Annotated in this window: 18 protein-coding genes; 13 read left to right on the forward strand and 5 right to left on the reverse strand. The window is 64.9% G+C overall.

Annotated elements, in window-relative coordinates:
* The first annotated feature begins 24 nt into the window (after nucleotides 1-24).
* A complete protein-coding gene (locus OGL93_RS15840) occupies nucleotides 25-819 on the forward strand; it encodes a class I SAM-dependent methyltransferase (RefSeq protein ID WP_263263759.1) in 795 nt (264 codons plus the stop codon).
* Between the two features lie 7 nt (nucleotides 820-826).
* On the opposite strand, the gene OGL93_RS15845 is transcribed toward OGL93_RS15840, so the two are convergent.
* Complete coding sequence (locus OGL93_RS15845) at nucleotides 827-1,327, reverse strand: MgtC/SapB family protein (protein ID WP_263263760.1); 501 nt, start codon at nucleotides 1,325-1,327, stop codon at nucleotides 827-829.
* Nucleotides 1,328-1,581: 254 nt separating this feature from the next.
* Here OGL93_RS15845 and OGL93_RS15850 point away from each other — a divergent pair, with 254 nt between their 5' ends.
* Nucleotides 1,582-2,973, forward strand: coding sequence for an MFS transporter (locus OGL93_RS15850; protein ID WP_263263761.1), 1,392 nt, complete (start codon nucleotides 1,582-1,584; stop codon nucleotides 2,971-2,973).
* A gap of 330 nt (nucleotides 2,974-3,303) precedes the next feature.
* Here the strand turns inward: OGL93_RS15850 and OGL93_RS15855 are convergent, their stop codons facing one another.
* Nucleotides 3,304-5,391, reverse strand: a complete 2,088-nt coding sequence (locus OGL93_RS15855; RefSeq protein ID WP_263263762.1) for a bifunctional diguanylate cyclase/phosphodiesterase — start codon at nucleotides 5,389-5,391, stop codon at nucleotides 3,304-3,306.
* A 258-nt stretch (nucleotides 5,392-5,649) separates the two neighbouring features.
* Nucleotides 5,650-6,126 carry a GNAT family N-acetyltransferase gene (locus OGL93_RS15860; protein WP_263263763.1) on the reverse strand — a complete coding sequence of 159 codons (477 nt, stop codon included), beginning with the start codon at nucleotides 6,124-6,126 and terminating at the stop codon, nucleotides 5,650-5,652.
* Nucleotides 6,127-6,667: 541 nt separating this feature from the next.
* Here OGL93_RS15860 and OGL93_RS15865 point away from each other — a divergent pair.
* The 9 genes from OGL93_RS15865 to OGL93_RS15905 all read left to right on the forward strand — a co-directional run bounded on the left by OGL93_RS15865 (nucleotide 6,668) and on the right by OGL93_RS15905 (nucleotide 16,881).
* Nucleotides 6,668-7,738 carry a 3-deoxy-7-phosphoheptulonate synthase gene (locus OGL93_RS15865; protein ID WP_263263764.1) on the forward strand — a complete coding sequence of 357 codons (1,071 nt, stop codon included), beginning with the start codon at nucleotides 6,668-6,670 and terminating at the stop codon, nucleotides 7,736-7,738.
* Nucleotides 7,739-7,817: 79 nt separating this feature from the next.
* Nucleotides 7,818-8,099, forward strand: coding sequence for a peptidylprolyl isomerase (locus tag OGL93_RS15870; protein ID WP_263263765.1), 282 nt, complete (start codon nucleotides 7,818-7,820; stop codon nucleotides 8,097-8,099).
* A 121-nt stretch (nucleotides 8,100-8,220) separates the two neighbouring features.
* The gene (locus tag OGL93_RS15875) at nucleotides 8,221-10,071 is read left to right on the forward strand and encodes an extracellular solute-binding protein (RefSeq protein ID WP_263263766.1); all 1,851 of its coding nucleotides are present in this window, start codon (nucleotides 8,221-8,223) and stop codon (nucleotides 10,069-10,071) included.
* Complete coding sequence (yejB, locus tag OGL93_RS15880) at nucleotides 10,068-11,111, forward strand: microcin C ABC transporter permease YejB (protein ID WP_263263767.1); 1,044 nt, start codon at nucleotides 10,068-10,070, stop codon at nucleotides 11,109-11,111. The genes OGL93_RS15875 and yejB overlap by 4 nt, the downstream gene beginning before the upstream one ends.
* A complete protein-coding gene (locus OGL93_RS15885; protein WP_263263851.1) occupies nucleotides 11,108-12,130 on the forward strand; it encodes an ABC transporter permease in 1,023 nt (340 codons plus the stop codon). Before yejB ends, OGL93_RS15885 begins: the two co-directional genes overlap by 4 nt.
* Before the next feature lie 13 nt (nucleotides 12,131-12,143).
* Nucleotides 12,144-13,730, forward strand: coding sequence for an ABC transporter ATP-binding protein (locus OGL93_RS15890; RefSeq protein ID WP_263263768.1), 1,587 nt, complete (start codon nucleotides 12,144-12,146; stop codon nucleotides 13,728-13,730).
* Nucleotides 13,731-13,875: 145 nt separating this feature from the next.
* Nucleotides 13,876-14,961 carry an ATP-binding protein gene (locus OGL93_RS15895; protein ID WP_263263769.1) on the forward strand — a complete coding sequence of 362 codons (1,086 nt, stop codon included), beginning with the start codon at nucleotides 13,876-13,878 and terminating at the stop codon, nucleotides 14,959-14,961.
* Nucleotides 14,958-15,596: a response regulator gene (locus OGL93_RS15900; protein WP_263263770.1), complete on the forward strand. Its 639-nt coding sequence runs from the start codon at nucleotides 14,958-14,960 to the stop codon at nucleotides 15,594-15,596. Before OGL93_RS15895 ends, OGL93_RS15900 begins: the two co-directional genes overlap by 4 nt.
* 103 nt (nucleotides 15,597-15,699) lie before the next feature.
* Nucleotides 15,700-16,881 (forward strand): MFS transporter, encoded by a 1,182-nt coding sequence (locus OGL93_RS15905; protein WP_263263771.1) that lies wholly within the window; start codon nucleotides 15,700-15,702, stop codon nucleotides 16,879-16,881.
* On the opposite strand, the gene OGL93_RS15910 is transcribed toward OGL93_RS15905, so the two are convergent.
* Nucleotides 16,876-17,763, reverse strand: coding sequence for a LysR family transcriptional regulator (locus OGL93_RS15910; protein WP_263263772.1), 888 nt, complete (start codon nucleotides 17,761-17,763; stop codon nucleotides 16,876-16,878). The genes OGL93_RS15905 and OGL93_RS15910 overlap by 6 nt on opposite strands.
* Before the next feature lie 117 nt (nucleotides 17,764-17,880).
* On the opposite strand from OGL93_RS15910, the gene OGL93_RS15915 reads away from it, so the two are divergent.
* Nucleotides 17,881-18,603 carry a pirin family protein gene (locus tag OGL93_RS15915; protein ID WP_263263773.1) on the forward strand — a complete coding sequence of 241 codons (723 nt, stop codon included), beginning with the start codon at nucleotides 17,881-17,883 and terminating at the stop codon, nucleotides 18,601-18,603.
* Nucleotides 18,604-18,743: 140 nt separating this feature from the next.
* A complete protein-coding gene (gene tkt / locus OGL93_RS15920; protein WP_263263774.1) occupies nucleotides 18,744-20,822 on the forward strand; it encodes a transketolase in 2,079 nt (692 codons plus the stop codon).
* Between the two features lie 1,117 nt (nucleotides 20,823-21,939).
* Here the strand turns inward: tkt and treS are convergent.
* A complete protein-coding gene (gene treS / locus OGL93_RS15925; RefSeq protein ID WP_263263775.1) occupies nucleotides 21,940-24,006 on the reverse strand; it encodes a maltose alpha-D-glucosyltransferase in 2,067 nt (688 codons plus the stop codon).
* Nucleotides 24,007-24,015 lie beyond the last annotated feature (9 nt).

Raw genomic sequence — 24,015 nt, forward strand, 5'->3', positions numbered from 1 at the left:
CGCTCAGTTGCTTGAGGAACCCACATGAAGACCGTCGCCGAATTTCTTCATTTTCCAAAATTTTCGGGTTTTAGCCTGGTATCGGATGCCTACGATAAAGGCCGCCCCGGTTATCCACCTGCCATCGAAAAATGGCTCACCAATGAAATGCAGATCAAGAACGAAACCCCGGTGCTGGACCTTGGCGCCGGCACCGGCAAGTTCACCCGGCTACTGGTCGACCTGCATGCCAAAGTGACCGCGGTGGAGCCCGAGCCAACGATGAGGGCGAAGTTCGAAAGCAACTTGCCAGGCGTCACTGTGCTGGAGGGCAGTGCAGAAGCCATTCCACTGGACTCCGGAAGCGTGAACGCCGTGGTGTGCGCGCAGTCCTTCCACCTGTTCGCCAACCCGCAGGCGATCCGGGAAATCCACCGGGTGCTCAAGCCCGGCGGGCATTTGGGGCTGTTCTGGAACGTCCGCGACGCTAGCGTGGGCTGGGTAGGCGAACTGGCCGAGATCGTCAATCGATATGCCGGGGACCATCCCCGTTACTACAGCGGCGAATGGCGCCTAGCCCTGAACGAGGGGATCAAGCGCGGCTATGCCCCTCTCAAAGAGGCGACCTGGGACCACTTGCATACCGGGACCCCCGAAGACGTGATCGTGCGACGGATCAAATCGATCAGTTTCATTGCCGCCGCGCCGGAGGCCGATAAAGCCAGGATCCTTGCCGAGGTGCGCGAACTGATCGCGCGGCATCCGGAGCTGGCCAACAAAACCGAGATAAGCGTGCCCTATAAAACCATCGCAGTGCGCACGGTGAAGATCCTGCCGTGAGGCACCGTCAGTCATCCGCACCGCGATCGGCCCGTTCGAACAGCAATGGTCCCAACGCGAGGACCGCCCACGCCAGCAGTGTGCTGAGCACCGCGGTGGCCTCGCGGCCCATCCCAGCGGCGATGCCGATAGCCGCGGTCATCCAGAGGCCCGCCGCGGTGGTCAGGCCTTTGACGTCGTGGGTATCGAGGCGATTGCCCTTGAGGATCGTCCCCGCCCCAAGGAAGCCGATGCCGGCCACGATCCCCTGGACCACCCGGCTCATGGCGTCGGCCTGGGAGCCGGCCATGCTTGGCACCAGCACGAACAACGCCGCGCCGATGGACACCAGCATATGCGTACGCACGCCAGCGGCTTTGCCTTTATGTTCACGTTCATAGCCGAGAATGCCCCCCAGCACCGCGGCGATCAGCAACCGGGTGGTCACTTTGGTCAGTTGGCCAACTTCGGTGATGTCTGCGAACTCCTCGTGCAGGGCCGTCAATATTTGAGTCCACCAAGCGTCCATAAGGTTTTCCGTAGCGGTAATCACGCTTGGACCCGAAGCGAAGCCGCAAGTGCCAGGAGCGCCCTCTGCCTGACGCTTGCGTATGAAGAGGAAGCTAGCGCCAGGGTACGTCCGTTAATCGAACGCATTTCCGGCGGCCCTACTTCGTCTTATTGACGCACCTGAAGGCGGCTGATATTCATGTACCACCCGGTTAGTTTTGCATCCAGGCACGACAACGGCCACGCTTGATAATAAAAACAACGGAGACAAACATGGCTAGCCATGACATCCATTCGCAACCTTCGCAGCAAACGAAAAAGGCCACCGCCAGCGGGTGGGTCGGCTCCGCGCTCGAGTACTACGACTTCTTCATCTATGCCCAGGCGGCAGCCCTGATCTTCCCGCAGATCTTCTTCCCCTCCACCGATCCCAAGGTCGCGATCGTCGCTTCGCTGGCCACCTATGGGGTCGGTTACGTCGCGCGCCCCATTGGTGCCTTCGTGCTTGGCCACCTGGGAGATACCCGCGGGCGCAAGAACGTACTGCTGATGTGCATGTTCCTAATGGGCTTCGCCACCATGGCCGTCGGGCTGCTGCCTACCTACAGCCAGGTGGGCATGCTCGCGCCAACGCTGCTGGTGGTTCTGCGGCTGATCCAGGGGTTTGCGGTAGCCGGTGAGATCTCGGGTGCCAGTTCCATGATCATGGAGCACGCGCCCTTCGGCCGAAGGGGCTATTACGCCAGTTACACCCTTCAGGGCGTGCAGGCCGGGCAGATCTTCGCCGCTGCGATCTTCCTGCCGCTGGCCTACTTCATGCCCGACGACGCCTTCAATAGCTGGGGCTGGCGTATCCCGTTCCTGCTCAGCGCGGTAGTGTTGATCGCAGGCGTGATCATCCGCCGTGAGGTCCACGAAACCCCAGCCTTCACTCAGGCTGAAGCCAAGGGCGCGGTTACCCGGTCCCCGGTGGCCGAAGCCTTCCAGAAGAACTGGCAGAACATGGGGCTGGTGACCTGCATGGCCCTGATGAACGTGATTCCGGTAGTGGCCACTGTGTTCGGGGCCGCGTATGCAGTGCAGCCGGCCTACGGCATTGGCTTCACCAAAAGCGTGTACCTGTGGATTCCGGTGGTGGGCAACCTGGTGGCGGTGCTCGTCATCCCGTTCGTGGGGAATTGGTCCGACAAGGTCGGACGGCGTCCGATGATCATTGGGGGCGCGCTGGGCGCAGGCCTGCTGTCGTTTGGCTACCTGTACGCCATCAGCCTCCATAACGTGCCGCTGGCGTTCTGCATGTCCTTGCTGATGTGGGGCGTGGTGTACCAGGGTTACAACGCCGTGTTCCCCAGCTTCTACCCAGAGCTGTTCCAGACCCGCTACCGGGTGTCGGCCATGGCCATTTCGCAGAACGTGGGCACCATGATCACCGCGCTCCTTCCCGCGTTGTTCGCCGCGGTGGCACCACCGGGCTCGGAGAACATCCCGTTGACCGTCGGCAGCATCGCGTTCGCGGTGACCGCGGTAGCAGCGCTGGCCGCTTATACCGCCCGGGAAACCTACCGCATCCCGATGGAAGAGTTGGGCAAGCGCAACGCGGTGCCGCTAGAGAAGCGGGACTACGACGCAATGCGTTCGCAAGCGGCACCTCAGGTGCGTAGTTGACTGGTGCCCTTAGGGCCCTCGTTCGCGGGCTATGCCCGCTCCGATGAGGCCGGTGCGCATCTGGCACTGGCAACAGGCACCTGTGAGACCGGGCAACGCCCGGGAGCTGCCTGGGATGGCGCCCGTGCCAACACGGGCGCACCGCAATCCTCAGGCCTGCTCTGGTGGGTGCGTAGTTGACTGGCGCCTCTTAGGGTCTTTGTTCGCCGGCTACGGCCGCTCCGATGGGCCGGTGCGCATCTGGCACTGGCAACAGGCACCTGTAAGACCGGGCAACGCCCGGGAGCTGCCTGGGATGGCGCCCGTGCCAACACGGACGCACCGCAATCCTCAGGCCTGCTCTGGTGATCGGGCTCTATCGCGTATCTCTGCAATGAACCGCTCCGCCGGCTGGGGCCGCCCCAGCAGGTAGCCCTGCAGGGAATCGCACCCCAGGCGGGTGAGGAAGGCCTGCTGTGTGTCGGTTTCTACGCCCTCGGCGACGATCCGCAGGCCCAGCGCCTGGCCCAAGGCCACGATAGCCGAGACGATCGCGGCGTCGTCGCTGTCCTGCTCCAGGTCGCGGACGAAGCCGCGGTCGATCTTGAGCTCGTTGGCGGGCAGCCGCTTGAGGTACATCAAGCTCGAATAGCCGGTGCCGAAGTCATCGATGGAAATGTCCACATCCATCTCCGACAGCTGCTGCAGCACGGTCATGCTGGCGTCGGCATCGGTCATGGCGGTGGTTTCGGTGATTTCCAGGGTCAGGTTGCGCGCACTCAGGCCGTTGTTGTCCAGCGCCTCGGCCACGCTCTGCACCAGGCCCACATGACAGAACTGCAGCGCCGACAGGTTAACGGCGATGCGCCAGTCCACATACCCTTCGCGCACCCATTGCGCCATCTGCCGGCAGGCTTCGTTGAGCACCCAGTCGCCGATGGAAATGATCATCCCGGTCTTTTCAGCGAGGTCGATGAACCTATCCGGCCCCAGCAGGCCCATCTTCGGGTGCTGCCAGCGCAACAGCGCCTCGGCGCCGATAGGCTGCCCGCTGATGGCGTCGAACTTGGGCTGGTAGAACAGCCGGAACTCGCCTCGATGCTCAGCCAGGCGCAGGTCCTGGATCAGCTGCAATTGCTTGCGGGCGTTGCTGTTCATCGACTCGTCGAAGAAGCAATAGCTGTTCTTGCCGCTGCTTTTGGCGTGATACATGGCCGCGTCGGCATTGACCAGCAGCTGGTGTTGGTCATCGCCACAGCCTGGGTAGAGGGCAACGCCGACGCTGGCCGAAACTTGCAGGTCGTGTTCGCCGATCACGAACGGTTCGGCCAGCAGCGCGACCTGGGTCGCGGCCACCGACACCGCGTCGTCCGGGCAGCGCAGCGGCACCAGCAGCACGAACTCATCGCCGCCAATGCGCGCCAAGGTGTCCTGGGCAGACAGCCCGGCACGCAGGCGATCGGCCACAGCCAGCAGCAGTTGATCGCCGATGTGATGGCCGAAGGCATCGTTGATCGGTTTGAAGCCGTCCAGGTCGATGAACATCATGGCAAAGCAACCGTCGCTTTCGGTCGCGCTTTGCATGGCCTGGGCGATGCGATCACCCAGCAGAATGCGATTGGGCAGCCCGGTGAGGGTGTCTTGCAGGGCCAGGCGGGTGAGCTTCTTATTGGCCGCGCTCAGCGAGCTGGCCAGGTCCGCGGTGTGCTTCTCCAGGCGGGCGTCGAGCACCGACGTCAACAGCGCGACGGCCAGCACCGAAAGCGTGGTGACCACCACCAGGTACAACAGGCCGCTTCCGGTCAGCCCTCCGTCACCCAACGCGGCGCAGTAACTGCCAACCGGAAACCGCGCCGCCGCCATGCCGGTGTAGTGCATGCCAACGATCGCCAGGCCCATGATCACCGCCGCGCCGGCGCGCACCAGCCGCACATGCGGCGTATGTCGGCGCAGCCGGTAGGCAATGATCAACGCCGCCGCCGAGGCGCCAACGGCAATGAGCAGCGAAGCGATGAAGAGGCCTGGATGGTATTGGATGCCGGGCTGCAGGCGCATCGCCGCCATGCCGGTGTAGTGCATGGCCGCGATGCCGGCGCCGAGGATCAACGCACCGGCGGCCAGGCGTGGCCAGGGCAGGCTCGGCTGGCTGACCATCCACAAGGCGAAGCCGGAGCTGCCGATGGCGATCAGCAAGGACGCCACAGTGATGTTCAGGTCATAGGCCAGTTCGATCGGCAGGCGGAACGCGAGCATGCCGATAAAGTGCATCGACCAGATACCCACGCCCATCGCCAGCGAGCCTCCGGCCATCCAGCAGCAGGCGACACGGCCCCGCGCACTGGCGATGCGGCCGGTGAGGTCCAGCGCGGTATAAGCCGCCAGCATCGCCACTAGAAAGGAGACGGCGATCACGGCGGGAGAATAGGTACCTATTAGCATGGGGCTTACCAGACAACCTGTAATGAACAGCATCCTTGCCCGGCGATCCGAGGCCATGGCTCGGAACAGCTCAATGCAAACGTGCGAACGGCCGATAGCGCCGGGCTCGTCGAGCCTGGCGTGAAAGGATCGCTACTATATTGCTATCGGCTGCAGATGCCAGCGCTGTATCCACCGCTGGGGCCGCCGGTCGGCTAAAGCGTAGCCGCACCGCCAGTTCGCGGCGCGAATTGTACAGAAAGCGCAGCGTTGTACACGTCATTTTCCGTTGTGCGTAGCGGCAGGCGCAGCGCCTGTCACATTGGCAGCGATCGGGCGCTCCATTCGCCAGAAGCACGGATCCTCACCTACCACCTGCAACCCCTTGCGCCGATAGAGGCGCTGGGCCGGATTGTCCTTGAACACCATCAACCGCAATAGCGGCAGCCGCCGCCGCGCGGCCAGCGCGATGGCGTGATCGAGCACCGCGCAACCGATGCCTTGGCCCCGGGCATGCTCGAGCAGATGCAGTTCACGAATATACAACGCACGGGGATCGGCACTCAGGCTCACGAAGCCAAGGGGCTCACCGCCAACGTGCAACAGGTAATTTTCTCGCCAGCTCCAGCCTTCGTCGAAATCGCCATCGCGCCAGAGCAGGCCGTGGCGGGTGTAGTACGGCATCATCGTTCGCCGCGCCAAGGTTCGGGCGAACGTTCGGTCAGCCTCGGCGGCCGGCTGAAAACAAAGTTCCATGGAGTGCTCTCACTGGCTTGGCGACTACCGGCACGGCGGGCATTGCGGTTGCTTGAGGGCTCACGTAAGCTCCGAACCTCACTTGGAGACACTAGCATGCCGCTGGCCATTCGCACCCTCACTCACCCCGTTGCCGTCGCTCCGCGCGCGGTTGGTGTAGTTGTGCGCGCTGCCCATGCTTACGCCCGCTTTTATTTTGGCTATTGGTTTAGTCACTGGCGCGCCTGAGTCCCCGATAAAGGCGCCCATTCACCGGGCAGCCTGACAGCGTTTTTCGAAACCCCCGGTCGGCCACCCGATCGGGGGTTTTGTTTTTTCAGCCCTTTTTCACAGCTTGGAGATTTGACCATGTATTACACCGCTTACCGTTTTATCCCAACCTTTGCCTGGCGATTTAGCGCTTCCCGTTCGGTACAGCCCGCCGCCTCCGACCGGTCCACCCAAGGTGGCGAACCCCTTGCCTGCGCGCGACCGCGCCCACGAACACCGTTAACAACCCGTTTGCGTGCCTGACATGCAGCGGGCGAAAAAGGATCGCCCCATGAATACCCTGGTCACCCCTTGCCTTACCGCCTCCACCCCTGCCCTGCCCCTTGCGGCCGCCCAGCAACACGGCGTGGGCCAACGCCTTCCGACCGCGTTCGAACTGCGCCAGGCCCTGCCTCGCATTGATCGGCTGCACGCCCAGGTCGAGGATCACCGCGAACAGATCCGAGACATCCTTTGCGGCCGCGATGAGCGCCTGCTGGTGGTCGCAGGCCCTTGTTCCCTGCACGACCCCAAGGCCGCGCTGGAATACGGCGCGCGGCTGGCACGCCTGGCCGACGCTTTGCAAGATCAGCTACTGATCGTGATGCGGGCCTACGTCGAGAAACCCCGCACCACCGTCGGTTGGAAAGGCCTGCTGTACGATCCGCGCCTGGACGGTAGCGACGACATGCTGCAAGGCCTGGCACTCTCCCGCGAACTGATGCTTGGCCTGCTGAACCTCGGCCTGCCCCTGGCCGGCGAGCTGCTGCAACCGATGGCTGTCACCTACTTCGAAGACCTGCTGGCCTGGGGCGCGGTGGGCGCGCGCACCACCGAGTCGCAGATCCACCGCGAAATGGCCAGCGGGCTGCGACTGCCTGTGGGGTTCAAGAACGGCACCGATGGCTCGCTGGGCGTTGCCTGCGACGCCATCCGCAGCGCGGCCCACCCACACCGCCATTTCGGCCTGGACCTGCACGGCCACCCGTGCCTGCTGCGCACCGACGGCAACCCTGATTGTCATCTGGTATTGCGCGGTGGGCATGGTCGGCCGAACTACAGCGAAGCCGATGTAGCCAGCGCCGCGGCGCAACTGCGCAAGGCTGGGGTCAGCCCTCGGATCATGGTCGATTGCAGCCACGCTAACAGCGGCAAAGACCCGCTGCGCCAGCCCGAGGTACTCGCCGAAGTGTTACGCCAGCGCCGCCAGGGCAGTCGTGAGCTGTTCGGCGTGATGCTCGAAAGCCATTTGTTCGAAGGTGCGCAAAGCCTGGGGCCCGAGTTGCGTTATGGGGTGTCGATCACCGATGCCTGCCTGGGCTGGGAGGCGACCGAAGCCACCCTGCGCGCGGCCTGCGCCTGACCGCCCGCGGCTTATTCGCGCTGGCCTCATCGGCCCGCGCGGGTTAGGCTGTTTCGTCATCTATAAAGGAGTACTCCCCATGGCCAAAGCCACCGCACGCCACATCCTGGTTTCCAGCGAAGACAAGTGCAACGAACTCAAAGCCCAGATCGAAGGCGGCGCCGATTTCGCCGAGGTCGCCAAGGCCAACTCCAGCTGCCCGTCCAGCCGCCAGGGCGGCGACCTGGGTTCTTTCGGCCCGGGGCAGATGGTCAAAGAGTTCGACCAGGTCGTGTTCAGCGCCCCGGTCAACACCGTTCAAGGCCCGGTGAAAACGCAGTTCGGCTATCACCTGCTGGAAGTGACCAGCCGCCAAGACTGACTGACGTCGGCAAAAAAGCTGCAATGAATCTCGGCTCGCCTGGTGCGAGCCGTTTTGTTTCCGCGCACAGACGTGCATGATGGCAACCGGACATTTCCTATAGATTCGTTCAAGGCAGCCAATGCGATCGGTTTTTCTCTTTGTGTGCTGCGCACTCGCGCTTTCGGCCACGGCCTGTGCCCTGGCCGCTCCCCAACAGGCGCTGACCGTGTACGGCGAGCCTGCCAAATACGCCCCCGGCTTCGAGCACTTCGATTACGTAAACCCGCAGGCACCCAAGGGCGGCAGCCTGCGTCGCGCAGCCACGGACATCGGCCAGTTCGATCACCTGATGCCTTATATCGACAAGGGCATCGGCGTTTCCCAGATCGACGGGCTGGTGTATGCCCCGCTGGCCACTCGGTCACTGGACGAGCCGTACACGGTGTATGGCCTGATCGCCAAGGCCATGGAGCTGAGCGAAGACGGCCTGACCCTGCGCTTCTACCTGGACCCCCGCGCGCGCTTCGCCGACGGCTCGCCGATCACCGCCGAGGACGTACGCTACACCTTCGACCTGCTGATGACCCAAGGCAGCCTGCGCTACCGCTCGCAATTCGCCGACGTGAGCCAAGTGGTGGTCGAAGGCGAACGGCAAGTGCGCTTCGAGTTCAAGAACCGTGACAGCCGCACACTGCCACTGGACGTGGCGGCCCTGCCGGTGCTTCCGGCGCACTGGTGGAAGACCCGGGACTTTGCCAACGGTGGCGGCTTCGAGCCGCCCCTTGGGAGTGGCCCTTATCGCGTTGGCAAGGTAGACAACGGCCGCAGCGTGACCTTCGAGCGCAACCCGGACTGGTGGGGAAAGGACCTGCCAGTCGCCCGCGGCATGTACAACTTCGACCACTTCAGCGTGGAATACTTCGGCGACATCGAGGTAGCGCGGCAGATACTGCGCGGGGGCGGTTTCGACTATAACCGTGAGTTTTCCGCCACCGGCTACACCATCGGTTATGCGGGGCCGGCGCTGGATGACGGGCGCTTGCAGCGTGCGCATCTCGCCCCCAAGGGCCTGCAACCCGCCCAGGGCTACGTCTTCAACCTGGCGCGCCCGGTGTTCCAGGACCGCCGCGTGCGCCAGGCCCTGGCCTTGTTGTGGGATTTCGAGTGGAGCAACCGCCAGCTGATGCGCAACCTGTACATCCGCCAGCAGAGCTTCTTCTCCAACAGCCCGCTAGCCGCCAACGCCCCCCCTACCGCCGCCGAACTGCGCATCCTCGAACCGCTGCGCGATCAGTTGCCGCCAGAGGTGTTCGGCCCGCCCTTCCGGGCGCCGACCACCGATGGCAGCGGATTTATCCGCGACAAACAGTTGCAAGCGTTGGACCTGCTCGCCCAAGCGGGCTGGCACCCAGACGGCGATCGGCTGGTCAACGCGCAGGGCGAGCCCCTGAGCTTCACCTTCCTTAACGCCCAGGGCAGCCTGGAGCGTTTATTGCTGCCCTACAAACGCACCCTGGCGCAGATCGGTATCGACATGCAGATCCGCCGCATCGATCCCTCTCAGTACCTCAACCGGCTGATGGCCCGGGACTACGACATGGTTGTGGCCGGCTACCCGGTATCCGCCTCGCCCGGGCTGGAGCTGGCCAATTACTTCGGTTCGGCGGCTGCCACCGATACCGGCTCAGGCAACTACATGGTGCTGCGCAACCCGGCGGTGGACCAACTTATCGACGGCGTGATCAAGGCCACCACCTTCGAAGACATGGTCAACCATGCCCATGCCCTGGACCGGGTGCTGCAATGGAATTACTACTGGATACCCAACTATTACCCGCCGGGAACCTCCACGGTGTGGTGGAACCGCTTCGGCATCCCCCAGGTGCAGGCGGCCTATGACGAAGCGCCTGAAACCTGGTGGGAGCTCAGCCCCACGGCGCTGACCGACGCGCAGATGGCCGAACGCAAGGCCCAAGGGGGGCGACCATGACGCTGTATATCCTGCGCCGCCTGGTGCTGATCGTGCCCACGCTGCTGGTGATCCTGCTGGTGAACTTCGTGATCGTCCAGGCCGCGCCTGGTGGCCCGGTGGAGCAGGCCATCGCCCGCCTGCAAGGGGTGGGTGCCGGGGGTGGCGACACCGCCCAGGGCAGCTCGCGCGCCAGCCGCGGCCTGGACCCGCAAATGATCAAGGACATCGAGCGCCAGTACGGTTTCGACAAGCCGGCGCACGAGCGCCTATGGCTGATGCTCAAGCACTACGCCGCCTTCGATTTCGGCGACAGCTTCTTCCGTGGCGCCAAGGTGACCGACCTGATCCTGCAAAAAATGCCGGTCACGCTCTCGCTGGGCTTCTGGGCAACCCTCATCACGTATCTGGTGTCGATCCCGCTCGGCATACGCAAGGCGGTGCGCCATGGCAGCTCTTTCGATGTATGGACCAGCAGCGCGGTAGTGGTCGGCTATGCGATGCCGTCGTTCCTGTTCGCCATGTTGCTGATCGTAGTGTTCTGCGGCGGCACAGGGCTGAACTGGTTCCCGGTGCGCGGGTTGGTGTCGGAAAACTTCGACCAGCTATCGACCCTGGGCAAGCTGGCGGACTATTTCTGGCACCTGGTGTTGCCGGTGCTCTCCCTGGTGATCGGCGGCTTTGCCAGCCTGACCATCCTCACCAAGAACGCCTTTCTCAATGAAGTGACCCGCCAATACGTGGTAACGGCCAGGGCCAAGGGTGTCAGCGAGAACCGGGTGCTCTACGGCCACGTGCTGCGCAACGCCATGCTGCTGGTGGTGGCCGGGCTGCCGCAAGCGTTCGTCAGCGTGTTCTTCGCCGGTTCCTTATTGGTTGAGGTCATCTTCTCCCTCGATGGCTTGGGCCGCATGAGCTATGAAGCCGCGGTATCCCGGGACTACCCGGTGGTGTTCGGCTCGCTGTTCATCTTTACCCTGTTCGGCCTGCTGATCAAATTGGTGGGCGACCTGTGCTACACCCTGGTCGACCCCCGCATCGATTTTTCGAGGAACGCCTGATGCGCCTGTCTCCGCTGGCGCGGCGGCGCCTGGAACGTTTTCGCAAGAACCGCCGGGGCTGGTGGTCGCTGTGGCTGTTCACGGCCCTGTTCGTGCTGTGCCTGGGCGCGGAACTGGTGGCCAACGACAAGCCGTTGGTGCTCAAGGCAGGCGGCCATTATTACTTCCCCGTATTGCAGCGCTACACCGAGCAGCAGCTGGGCGGCGTACTGCCCTTCCAGCCCGACTACCGCAGCGACTACGTGCGCAAGCTGGTCGCCGGGCAAGGCGGCTGGATGCTCTTCCCGCCGATCGCCTTCGGCCCGGAAACCCCGAACTATGAGCTGGCACGCCCAGCGCCCAGCCCACCGACCGAGGTGAACTGGCTAGGCACCGACGACCAGGCGCGCGACGTGCTGGCGCGAGTGATCTACGGTGCGCGGGTGTCGATCCTCTTTGCCCTGGCGCTGACCCTGCTCAGCTCGGTGATCGGGGTCGCCGCCGGCGCGCTCCAGGGCTACTACGGCGGCTGGGTGGACCTGCTCGGCCAGCGCGTGCAGGAAGTGTGGTCCGGGCTGCCGGTGCTGTACCTGTTGATCATCTTGTCTGGCTTCGTGGAGCCAGGGTTCTGGTGGCTGCTGGGGATCATGACGCTGTTCTCCTGGCTCGCCCTGGTGGACGTGGTCCGCGCCGAGTTCCTTCGCGGGCGCAGCCTGGAATACGTCAAGGCCGCAAGGGCGCTTGGGTTGCCCAGCACCACGGTGATCGTGCGGCACATTCTGCCGAACGCGATGAACGCCACCCTGAGCTACCTGCCGTTCATTCTCACCGGCGCTATCACCACCCTGAGCGCGCTGGATTTCCTCGGCTTCGGCATGCCCGCCGGCAGCGCCTCGCTGGGCGAATTGATCGGCCAGGGCAAGCAGAACCTGCAGGCGCCCTGGCTGGGGCTGACAGCTTTCTTTTCGCTGGCGGTGATCCTTTGCCTGCTGGTGTTTATCGGCGAAGCGCTGCGTGACGCCTTTGACCCTCGAGCCTGAGCCGGAGCCTGCCATGAGCGAACACCTGATCGAGATTCGTGACCTGTGGGTGGCCTTCAATGGCGAGCCCGTGGTGCGCAACCTGTCGCTGGATATCCGCCCGGGTGAATGCCTGGCGCTGGTGGGAGAATCGGGCTCGGGCAAGTCGGTGACCGCCAACGCCATCTTGCAATTGCTGCCCACGCCCAGCCACAGCCAGGGCAGCATTCGCTACCGTGGACGAGAGCTGATCGGCGCCAACCCCACCACCCTGCGCGACATCCGAGGCAACCGCATCGCGATGATCTTCCAGGAGCCGATGACCTCGCTTAACCCGTTGCACACCGTACAACGGCAGATCGGCGAGACGCTGCTGGTGCACCGTGGCATCGCTGGCAAGGCCGCCAAGGCGCGCATCCTTGAGTTGCTGGAGCTGGTGGGCATCAGCAACCCGGCGGCGCGGCTCAACGCCTACCCCCATCAGTTGTCTGGCGGCCAGCGGCAGCGGGTGATGATCGCCATGGCGCTGGCCTGTGAGCCGGAGTTGCTGATCGCCGACGAACCCACCACCGCCCTGGACGTTACCGTGCAGCGCAAGATCCTCGCCCTGCTCAAGTCCCTGCAACACCGGCTGGGCATGTCGTTGCTGCTGATCAGCCACGACCTCAACCTGGTGCGCAGCATCGCCCAGCGGGTATGCGTGATGCGCGGCGGAGAAATCGTTGAACAGGCCTCGTGCGAGGCCTTGTTCGCCAACCCCCACCACCCCTACAGCCGCCTGCTGCTCGATGCAGAGCCCGCCGGCGAGGCCCTGCCCCGGGACGACCGCGAGGAGGTGCTGCAGGTACGCGCGCTGAAGGTCTGGTATGCCTTAGGTGGTGGCCTGCTGCGCAAGCCATGGAGCCACGTCAAGGCGGTGGATGGTGTAAGCCTGGCGGTGCAAAAAGGCAAAACCCTGGGCATCGTCGGCGAATCGGGTTCGGGCAAATCGACCCTGGGCCAGGCGATCCTGCGGCTGATCGACGCCGAAGGCGGCATCCGCTTCCAGGGGCAGGACCTGCAAGGCCTCAGCCAGAAGCAGATGCGGCCTTGGCGGCGCAAGATGCAGATCGTGTTCCAGGACCCTTTCGGCAGCCTCAGCCCGCGCATGTCAGTGGCGCAGATCATCGCCGAAGGCCTGGAAGTGCACCTGGACGCTAACACTCGCCAGTGCGAGGAGGCCGTCTCCCAGGCGCTACGGGAAGTCGGCATAGACCCTAGCACCCGGCACCGCTACCCCCACGAGTTTTCCGGTGGCCAACGCCAGCGCATCGCCATTGCCCGCGCCCTGGTGCTCAAGCCTGAGCTGATCGTGCTGGACGAGCCCACCTCCGCCCTGGACCGCACCGTGCAAAAGCAGGTGGTCGCCTTGCTGCGACAGTTGCAAGAGCGCCATGGCCTGACCTACCTGTTCATCAGCCATGACCTGGCGGTGGTGCGGGCGTTGGCCCACGACATCATCGTGCTCAAGGATGGCCAGGTGGTGGAGCGCGGCCCCAGCCATGAGCTGTTCGAGGCGCCGCAGCACCCTTATACACGGGAGTTGCTCGCGGCTTCGGCGTTGGCGCCGCTGCCAGGCTAGGACGGCTCTGCCACAGGTGTTTCGCCTGTGTGGCGTTATAGGAATAAACCGGATACATTTACATACATCCTGTCCCTGTCCCGAGCGCGCCCACCTGGCGTCCGCGTGCCGCTCGCGCCCCGCCCGCACGGAGGCCGAACCCTGTATGAGCAGCCTGAGCGCAACGCGCCTCAACCCGCTGGGCCGACACAGCCTGTGGGGCTTCCATGCCCTGCTGGTGGCCTGCTGCATTTTCGTGGTCGACACCGTCACGCACCTGGATGCCGCTATCGCCGTGCTGTATGTGGCGGTGCTGCTGATGGTGGCCAAGGGCAGTTCGACCAAGGCCCTGTTATGGGCCGCCGCGTTATGCGCCGGCCTGACCCTGGCCGCCTTCTTGATCGGCCATGGCCACTTTGCGGGGAATTTCGACGGCCGGTGGGCGCGCTGCCTCATCAGCCTTGCCGCCATCGCCATTGCCACGCTACTGGCCCTGCGCGGCAAGCGCGCCACTGAGGCATTGCTCGGCGCCCAGGCCCAACTGGCCCACGCCACCCGGGTAACCACCCTGGGCGAGCTGGCTGCATCCATTGCTCACGAAGTCAACCAGCCACTGGCAGCCATCGCCAACAACAGCAGCGCCGGCCTGCGCTGGCTGGACCGCCCGGAGCCTGAGCTGGACGAAGCCCGTGAATCGCTGCAACGCATCGCCCAGGACGCGCACCGCGCCAGCGAGGTGGTCGCGCGTATTCGCGCCATGGCCCGCAAGGGTGCGCCAGCCCGGCAACGGCTGTGCCTGGACCCGTTGATCAACGAGACGCTGGCGCTGATCGCCGGCGAACTCACGCGTTACCGGGTGCGTGCCTGCGTCCAGCTTCAAGCGAACGAGGCGCGGGTCGAGATCGATCCGGTACAGGTCCGCCAAGTGCTGATCAACCTGCTGATCAACGCCTGCCAAGCCATGGCCGAGATCGCCCCGCGTGAGCGGGAGCTGTGCCTGAACAGCTCGGTGCTGGGGCAATGGGTGTGCGTCACGGTATGCGACTGCGGCAGCGGCATCGCGCCAGCGGCCTTGCCCTTGCTGTTCACCCCGTTTTTCACCACCCGCGAGGACGGCATGGGCATGGGCCTGTCCATCTGCCGGTCGATCATCGAGGCACAAGGCGGGCGCATCTGGGCCAGTAACCGGCCCGAAGGCGGCGCCTGCCTGACGTTCTGGCTGCCCTTGGCAAACGCTGGATCACCCGCATGAACACCCGCCCCAGCGCTGCCCCCAGCCAGCCGCACAAGGTGCTGGTGGTCGATGACGACCACAGCCTGCGCGACTCGCTCAGCGCTTTGCTGCGCTCGGCCGGTCACCCGGTGGAAACCTTCGCCAGCGCCGCGCAACTCCTGGCCACGCCCTTGCCCGAAGCCCCCAGTTGCCTGCTGCTGGACGTACGCCTGCCAGGCAGCAGTGGCTTCGACGTGCAGCAGCAGCTGATCAGCCAGGGCGCCGAACTGCCGGTCATTTTCATGACCGGCCACGGCGACATTCCCATGACCGTGCGGGCGATGAAGGCCGGCGCGGTGGACTTCCTGCCCAAGCCGTTTCGCGACCAGGATTTGCTGGCCGCCGTTGATGCAGCCCTCGAAGCCGACCGGCAGCGGCGTCTGGTGCGCCAGGGCGAGGCGGAGCGCCTGCACCGCTACGAGCAACTCAGCCTGCGTGAGCGGCAGGTCATGCACATGGCGGTAACGGGGTTGATGAACAAGCAGATCGCCAGCGAGCTGGGCTTGAGCGAGATCACGGTGAAGATCCACCGCGCCCGCGCCATGAAGAAAATGGCCGCGCGGACGTTCGCCGAGCTGGTGATCATGGCCCAGGCCGTCGGCACCTCGGGCTGAACAGGCCACGGCCGAGCTTCGGCCTGGCGCCGCCACGCGCTATGCTTGGCCGCTTTCCCGAGCCCGCCCTGCGCGGGCTGCCGCCCCCCTGCCGGACATTCCCATGACCTCGACTTCCCCTGGCCACCCGCCGCTGACGTCTGCGCTAGTACTGCTGTTTGCCTTCTGCTGCGGCGCCATCGTCGCCAACATCTACTACAGCCAGCCCATCCTCGAATTGATCGCCCCGGCAATCGGCCTTTCCGCCCACGCCGCCAGCCTGGTGGTGTCGCTGACCCAAGTGGGCTATGCCCTAGGGTTGTTCCTGCTGGTGCCGCTGGCGGACCTGTTGGAGAACCGCCGGCTGATCCTCGCCACGCTGGTGCTAGCTGTGTTGAGCCTGCTGGGCGCCGCGTTCAGCGCCCGCGCCGATGCCTTCCTGGCGATCTCGCTGTTGATCGGCTTCAGCTCGGTCGCCGTGCAGATGCTGATCCCCATGGCCGCGCACATGGCGCCCGAGGCCATTCGCGGGCGCGTGGTGGGCAACATCATGAGCGGGCTGCTGCTGGGTATCCTGCTGGCGCGGCCGCTGGCCAGTGTGATCGCCGACCACCTTGGCTGGCGTGCGGTGTTCATCGTGGCGGCGGCGGCCATGGTCGCGATCCTCGCCCTGCTGGCGTTTACCTTGCCGCGTCGCCAGCCGGCGCATAGCGCAAGCTATGGCCAGTTGCTGCTGTCCATGGCCCTGCTGCTCAAGCGCTACCCGGCACTGCGCGAACGCGCGTTCTATCAGGCGCTGATGTTCGCTGCCTTCAGCCTGTTCTGGACCACGGTGCCGGTGGAGCTGGCCCGGGTGTATGGGCTGAGCCAAACCCAGATCGCCTTGTTCGCGCTGGTCGGCGCCATGGGGGCGGTGGCCGCACCGGTGGCCGGGCGCCTGGCCGACGCGGGGCATAGCCGTGCAGCCACCTTGCTGGCCATGCTGCTGGCGCCAGTGGCCTTCGCCCTGGGCGAGTGGCCAGGGGGCGGCGTGCTCTGCCTGGCCCTGACCGGCGTGTTGCTCGACTTCGGCGTGCAGATGAGCATGGTCACCGGCCAGCGCATCATCTATGGCCTGGACGCCCACAGCCGGGCGCGCCTCAACGGGCTATACGTCACCAGCATCTTCATCGGCGGCGCGCTGGGCTCCGCGTTTGCCAGCAGCCTCTATGAGCGTGCGGGTTGGGGTGGCGTGGTCGCACTGGGCATGGCCCTGCCGTTGCTGGGGCTAGCGGTGTTCCTGGCTCGCTCGCGCGGCCGCCTATAACACGCCCTGCAGCTGCTCGCGAAGAAACTCCACCAGCACCTGGACCGCCCTCGAGCCTTGGCGATGCTGCGGATAAAGCGCGGACAACGTCAGTGCCGGCGGCCGCCACGGGTCCAGCACCCGTAACAGGCGGCCATCGGCCAGCGCGCCCCGCACGATGAACAGCGGCAGGTAGGTGATACCCAGCCCGGCCATGGCAGCGTCGCGCAGCACCTCGCCATTGTTCGCACGCAAGCGGCCGCTCAGTTGCAGCACCTGCACCTTGCCGTCGCGCTCGAAGCGCCACTGCGAGGTGCGACCGTGACCGTAAGGCAGGCAGGCGTGGTGCGCCAGGGCCGCGGGGCTGTCCGGCTCGCCGTGCTCGGCAAGGTAGCCCGGGCTGCATACCCATACCCGCTCCACCTCGGCGATTCGCCGAGCGATCAGGCTCGAATCCTCCAGCTCGCCGATGCGCAGGGCCATGTCGAACCCCTCGGCCAGCAGGTCCACCGAGCGGTCGCTGAGGTCCACCTCAACGCTCACTTGCGGGTAGCGCTGCATGAACAACGGAAACAAGCCGCTCAAGTGCTCGACCGCGAAGGACAACGGCGCGCTCAAGCGAACGGTGCCGCGCGGCTGGCCGTGGGCGCCGGCGATGCTCTGCTCCACCTGCTCGACCTCGTTGAGCAAGCGCAGCGCCGCCTCGTGGTACGCGTGGCCGAGCGGGGTGATGTCCAGCCGGCGGGTGGAACGATTGAGCAGGCGAACGCCCAGGCGCTCTTCCAGCTGCATGATCCGCCGGCTGATCAACTGCTTGGAGACGCCTAGCTGCTCAGCCGCGGCGGTGAAGCTGCCGGACTCCAGCACTTGGGTAAACAGGCGCATGTCTTCGAAAGGGTTCATGGGAGCAGCCGTCCATTGTCAATTCCTGCGCGACAGTATGGCCTGTGCCACCTACTTAATACAGCGGCGTCGGGACAGTAGACTGAACCCATACCTAACCAATAAGGGGTGCACAACATGCTCGCACTGCGCAAATCCACCGAACGCGGCTTGGCCAATCACGGCTGGCTGAAGTCGTTCCATACCTTTTCTTTCGCCTCCTATCGAGACCCACGCGAGCAAGGCTTTTCCGACCTGCTGGTGATCAACGACGACCGTGTTGCGCCTGCCAAGGGCTTCGGCCAGCACCCTCACCGGGACATGGAGATCTTCTCCTATGTGCTCGAAGGCGCGCTGGAGCATCGCGACAGCCTGGGCACCGGCTCGGTGATCCGCCCTGGCGACGTGCAACTGATGAGCGCCGGCCGCGGCGTGACCCACAGCGAGTTCAACCACTCTGCCGAGGCGCCGGTGCACTTCCTGCAGATCTGGATCGTGCCTTCGCAGCACGGCGCCGAACCGCGCTATCAGCAGCAACATTTCAGCGCCGAAGACAAGCGCGGCCGCCTGCGCCTGATCATCTCGCCGGACGGCGCCGACGGCTCGCTGTCGGTGCGCCAGGATGCACGGGTGTACGCAGGGCTGCTGGACGGTGACGAAAGCGCGCGGCTGGAGTTAGCCGCAGACCGCTATGCCTACGTCCACGTGGCACGCGGTAGCGTCAGCCTCAATGGCCAGGCGTTGGTCGAAGGCGACGGCGTGCGGGTACGCAACGAGCAGGTGCTGACCCTAAGCCAAGGCCAGGACGCCGAAGTGCTGGTGTTCGACCTGCGCCCGCATGAGCTGCCTGGCATGGCGTGACAGCCAGGCCGGCAGGTTGCAAGCGCCAATTCAAAGCAACTCGAAAGCCCTCCCGCGGTCAGCTTCATAACCAGCACGGTTACGGAGCCGGCCGCGTGCCGGTCCGCTAATCGACTCACCGTCGACCAAGGACCCCAACCATGCAAGCACCCTCCTCCCTGCCTGCCGCCGACCGCGAAGCGCGGGATCGGCTTTGTATCGATACCATCCGCACCCTGAGCATGGATGCGGTGCAGAAGGCCAATTCTGGCCACCCCGGCACCCCCATGGCCCTCGCGCCTGTGGCCTATACGCTGTGGAGCCGCTTCCTGCGCTACCACCCCGACCATCCCGATTGGCCAAACCGCGACCGCTTCGTGTTGTCGGCCGGCCACGCCTCGATGCTGCTGTATTCGCTGCTGCACCTGGCGCAGGTGGTGGAAATCAACGCCGACGGCAAGCCCAGCGGGGAGCCGGCGGTCAGCCTGGAGGACATCAAGCAGTTCCGCCAGATGTCTTCGAAAACCCCGGGGCACCCGGAATACCGCATGACCACAGGGGTGGAAACCACCACCGGGCCGCTTGGTCAGGGCTGCGCCAACAGCGTGGGCATGGCCATGGCCGGGCATTGGCTGGGGCAGCGTTTCAATCGCCCCGCCGGCACGCTGTTCGACTACCGGGTGTTCGCCCTCTGTGGCGACGGCGACATGATGGAAGGCGTGAGCAGCGAAGCCGCCTCGCTGGCCGGGCACCTGAAGCTCGGCAACCTGTGCTGGATCTACGACAACAACACCATCAGCATCGAAGGCCACACTGAGCTGGCCTTCAGCGAAAACGTCATCACCCGCTTCCAGGGCTATGGCTGGAACACCTTGCACGTCACCGACGCCAACGACACCGCCGCCCTTGCCGAAGCCTTCGCGCAATTCGAGGGCGGTGGCGAGGCGCCGCTGCTTATCGTGGTAGACAGCGTGATCGGCTACGGCGCGCCGAACAAACACAACACCGCGGCAGCCCATGGCGAGCCGTTGGGTGAAGAAGAAATTCGCTTGGCCAAGAAAGCCTACGGCTGGGACCCGGACTCGCAATTCAGCGTGCCCGAGGACGCCAAGGGCTGGCTGCAAGCGGTGCTGCGCGAGCGCAACCAGGAAGCGTACTCCGCGTGGGAGGCCAACCAGGCCGCACTGCAAAGCCAGCAGCCCAAGCTTGCCGATGACCTCCAGCGCATGCGCGCCGGGCAGATGCCCGAGGGCTGGGACGCCAACATCGACCCCTTTGCCACAGACGCCAAGGGCATCGCCAGCCGGCAATCGGGCGGCAAGGTATTGAACGCCTACGCCGAACGAATCCCATGGCTGCTGGGCGGCTCGGCGGACCTGTCGCCCTCGACCAAGACCAACCTGACGTTCGAGGGGGCGGGCAGCTTCCAGGCCGGGCAATATCAGGGCCGCAACCTGCATTTCGGTGTGCGCGAGCATGCCATGGGCGCGATTGCCAATGGCTTGGCGCTCTGCTACCTGCGGCCCTACACGTCGACCTTCCTGGTGTTCAGCGACTACATGAAGCCGCCGATCCGCCTGGCCGCGATCATGGAGCTGCCGGTGGTGTTCGTGTTCACCCACGACTCCATCGGCGTGGGCGAGGACGGGCCGACGCACCAGCCGATCGAACAACTGGCGCAGCTGCGCGCCACCCCTGGCGTATTGACCCTGCGCCCAGGCGACGCCAATGAAACCGCACAGGCCTGGAAGGTCGCCCTGGAGCAGACCCACCGCCCTTCGTGCATCGTGCTGAGCCGCCAGCCCCTGCCCACCCTGGACCGCGAGCGATACGCAAGCGCAGACCTGGTCGCCAAGGGCGGCTATGTGTTGGCCGACAGCGACGCACCCAAGGTACTGCTGTTGGCCACCGGCAGCGAATTGAGCCTCGCCGTGGGGGCGTACGAGAAGCTGCGGGCCGAAGGTATCGATAGCCGCGTGGTATCGATGCCGTGCTGGGAGCTGTTCGAGGATCAAGACACCGCCTACAAGGACAGCGTATTGCCGCCGGCGATTACTGCCCGAGTAGCGATCGAACAGGCAGGCCCCATGGGCTGGGACCGGTACGTGGGCAATACCGGGGCGAAGGTGGTGATGAGCACCTTCGGCGCTTCCGCGCCGATCGACAAGCTCCAGGCCAAGTACGGCTTTACCGTGGAGAACATCGTGAAGCTGGCCAAGGAGCAGCTGCACGGCGCCTGATTCCGCGGGCTTCAAGGTTCGCGGGCTATGCCCGCTCCCACATGTCCACCTGTAGGAGCGGGCAAGGCCCGCGAACAAAACGCCCAGCCATAGCGGCAAGGACGCGCTCACCACCAGCAGCCCCACCCCGCCATAGAGGTCCAGATTCCGAGGGCTTCAAAGTTCGCGGGCCTCGCCCGCTCCCACAGTCCACCTGTAGGAGCGGGCAAAGCCCGCGAATAAAACGCCCAGCCATAGCGGCAAAGACGCGCTCTCAACCGAAGCGCCAGCCTCTCAGAGAGGTCCAGATTCCAAGCGCTTCAAGGTTCGCGGGGCTCGCCCGCTCCCACATGTCCACCTGTAGGAGCGGGCAAGGCCCGCGAACAAAACGCCCAGCCATAGCGGCAAAGACGCACTTACCACCCACAGCCCCAGCCTCCTAGAGAGGTCCAGATTCCGAGCGCTTCAAAGTTCGCGGGCCTCGCCCGCTCCCACATGTCCACCTGTAGGAGCGGACAAGGCCCGCGAACAAAACGCCCAGCCATAGCGGCAAAGACGCGCTCTCAACCGAAGCGCCAGCCTCTCAGAGAGGTCCAGATTGCAAGCGCTTCAAAGTTCGCGGGCCTCGCCCGCTCCCACATGTCCACCTGTAGGGCTCCCACCTGTCCACCTGTAGGAGCGGGCCAGGCCCGCGAACAAAACGCCCAGCCATAGCGGCAAAGACGCACTTACCACCCACAGCCCCAGCCTCCTAGAGAGGTCCAGATTCCGAGCGCTTCAAAGTTCGCGGGCCTCGCCCGCTCCCACATGTCCACCTGTAGAAGCGGGCAAGGCCCGCGAACAAAACGCCCAGCCATAGCGGCAAAGACGCGCTCTCAACCGAAGCGCCAGCCTCTCAGAGAGGTCCAGATTGCAAGCGCTTCAAAGTTCGCGGGCCTCGCCCGCTCCCACCTGTCCACCTGTAGGAGCGGGCAAAGCCCGCGAACAAAACGCCCAGCCATAGCAACAAAGACGCGCTCACCCGCAGCGCTAGCCTCTCATAGAGGTCCAGATTCCAAGCGCTTCAAAGTTCGCGGGCCTCGCCCGCTCCCACCTGCCCACCTGTAGGAGCGGGCAAAGCCCGCGAACAGAACGCCGATCATAGCGGCAAGGACGCGCTCACCACCCGCAGCGCCAGGCCCTCATAGGGGTCCAGCGTGATGGTAAAGGCGCCATCCTCGCTCAGGTCCCCTTCTACCCGCTCGTTGATGATGTCCACCACCGGGCCCGGGGCAATGCCCGGCAGGTGCAGGGTTTCCACCAAGGCCTCGCTGCCGAAGTTGAGCGCAGTGATCTGCGTGCCTTTCCCGGCGGGCAACTCGTGGACCATGATCAGCAGCGAAGGGTGCTGGGTGTCTGGCACCATGATCTGCTTGCTCGCCGCGATGTCGTAGGCGCGGCGAACCGCGAGAATTTTCTTGAGCTGCGAAGCGAAGGAGTCTGGCCGTTGCAGCTGCTCAACCAGGCTGCCATAGAGGCTGCGTGCCTTGGGCATGCCTCCGGCCGATACCTCGGCGGTGGGGTCCAGTTCGGCCAGGTCGTAGGCGCCGCGATGAATCCAGCGGGTGTCGCCATCCCCCATCAGGTGCGCCACCTGGTCTGCCGGCAGTGGCAGGGCCCCGGCCAGGTCCCAGCCGGACAGCGCGAATACCCCGGGTTGCATGGCGTTGTACATCACCAGCAGCAAATGGATGTGCTGGATGCGAGTGATGTCCGCGGCGGTCAGGGTGTCCAGGTCGCGAATCCCCAACGCCGCGGTAATGATGCTGGCGGTGGTGCAGGACACCCCATTGGTCACGAATTTAAGGTTGTAGGGCGCATGCTCCCCGGCCAGGCGCTCGTACATTTCTTCGCGGATATGCTCGCGCAGGATGTTCCCGGGGAAGGTCTGGCCTTGGTACATGAACTGGTCATGGGCATGCAGCGTCCAGAAGTGCACCAGCTCCAGGGTCAGCTCGTCGTGGTTTTGCAGGGCATGGATGAGCGACGCCGGGTCCACGCCAAAGCGGTGCATTTCCTTGAGCATCAGCCGCAGGAACTCGGTGCGGCCGGTCAGCAGCGCGTGCTGGTAGGCAGGCCGGGTGATGAAATCGTAGGACAGGTCGGCGCCGCCGTGGGACATGGCGGCGATGTCGTCGATGGTCAGGTTCAGCTCTTGGAAGCTGAAGCCGCCGGCCTTGCGGATGGCGCCGCCCAGCAGCTGGTTGCCGTTGACCGACAGCGGATGGCTCTCCGACCACGCGTTACCTTCCGGGCGCCGCTCCACGCCCAGGAAGCCGTTGGCATCCAGGCGCAAGATGCGTGCGCCGACCACGTCGATGGCATGCAGGGCGTCACCGATGATCATCTGCTGCGCCGCGAAGCTTGGGTCCAGCCAGTTCAACGAGGGCTGCCCCTCCTTGAAGTAATGCAGGTACACCCAGCGTCGCGGTTTGCCGTCGACGCCGATCACCACCGGGGTGGCGCTCCAGTCGGTTTCCTTCACCCCCGGCTCGAAGAAAATCACCCGTTGCAGCTGCCCGACGATGTAGTGCTTGTCCCGCAGAAGATCGACCAGCGCTGGCGGCAGGTTGACCGCGTCACGGCCGGCCGGCACCTCCGGCAACAGCGGCCAGTCCTCTTCGCGGATCTCCACCATGTGGAACAGCCCCGGGTATTCCTCGTAGGCCATCTCCGCCAGGCGATAATCCGCGCCTTTGCCAGTGTGGGACGGGATCGCGTCCTCGATCACCACGGCATTGTGCGCGGCCGCCAAGCGAGCCAGGGCGACGAGTTCGGTGTCGGTGCCCAGGGCCGGGTCGATGTCGAAGCTGATACGGTCGAAATTACCGTCGATGGTCGGCGTATGGGTACGCCCGCGCAGGCCGCCCGACAACTTCAGCGGGCCGTTGTGGATTCCTTGAATGCCGATTTCCGATAAGGCATGCCACAGGGTTTCGTCCCCGAGCGCCTGCAGCACGGAGCCGCCTTCGCGGGTCACGATGGACGCCGGGTAGGCGGTGAACCACACCGACGCAATCGCCGAGGCATCTCGCGGGCGTGCCTGGGCAAAAGGTCGCTGCCAAAGGCGAGCCTGCCCTGAGTAGAGCTTGGCCCGTTGCTTCGCCGCGTGGAGCATCGAGCGCTCCACCAGCCACCGCACATGATCCGGATCCGGGGGTGTCATAGGCTACCT

The sequence above is a fragment of the Pseudomonas sp. RIT-PI-S genome (assembly GCF_025642975.1).
GTDB lineage: Bacteria > Pseudomonadota > Gammaproteobacteria > Pseudomonadales > Pseudomonadaceae > Aquipseudomonas.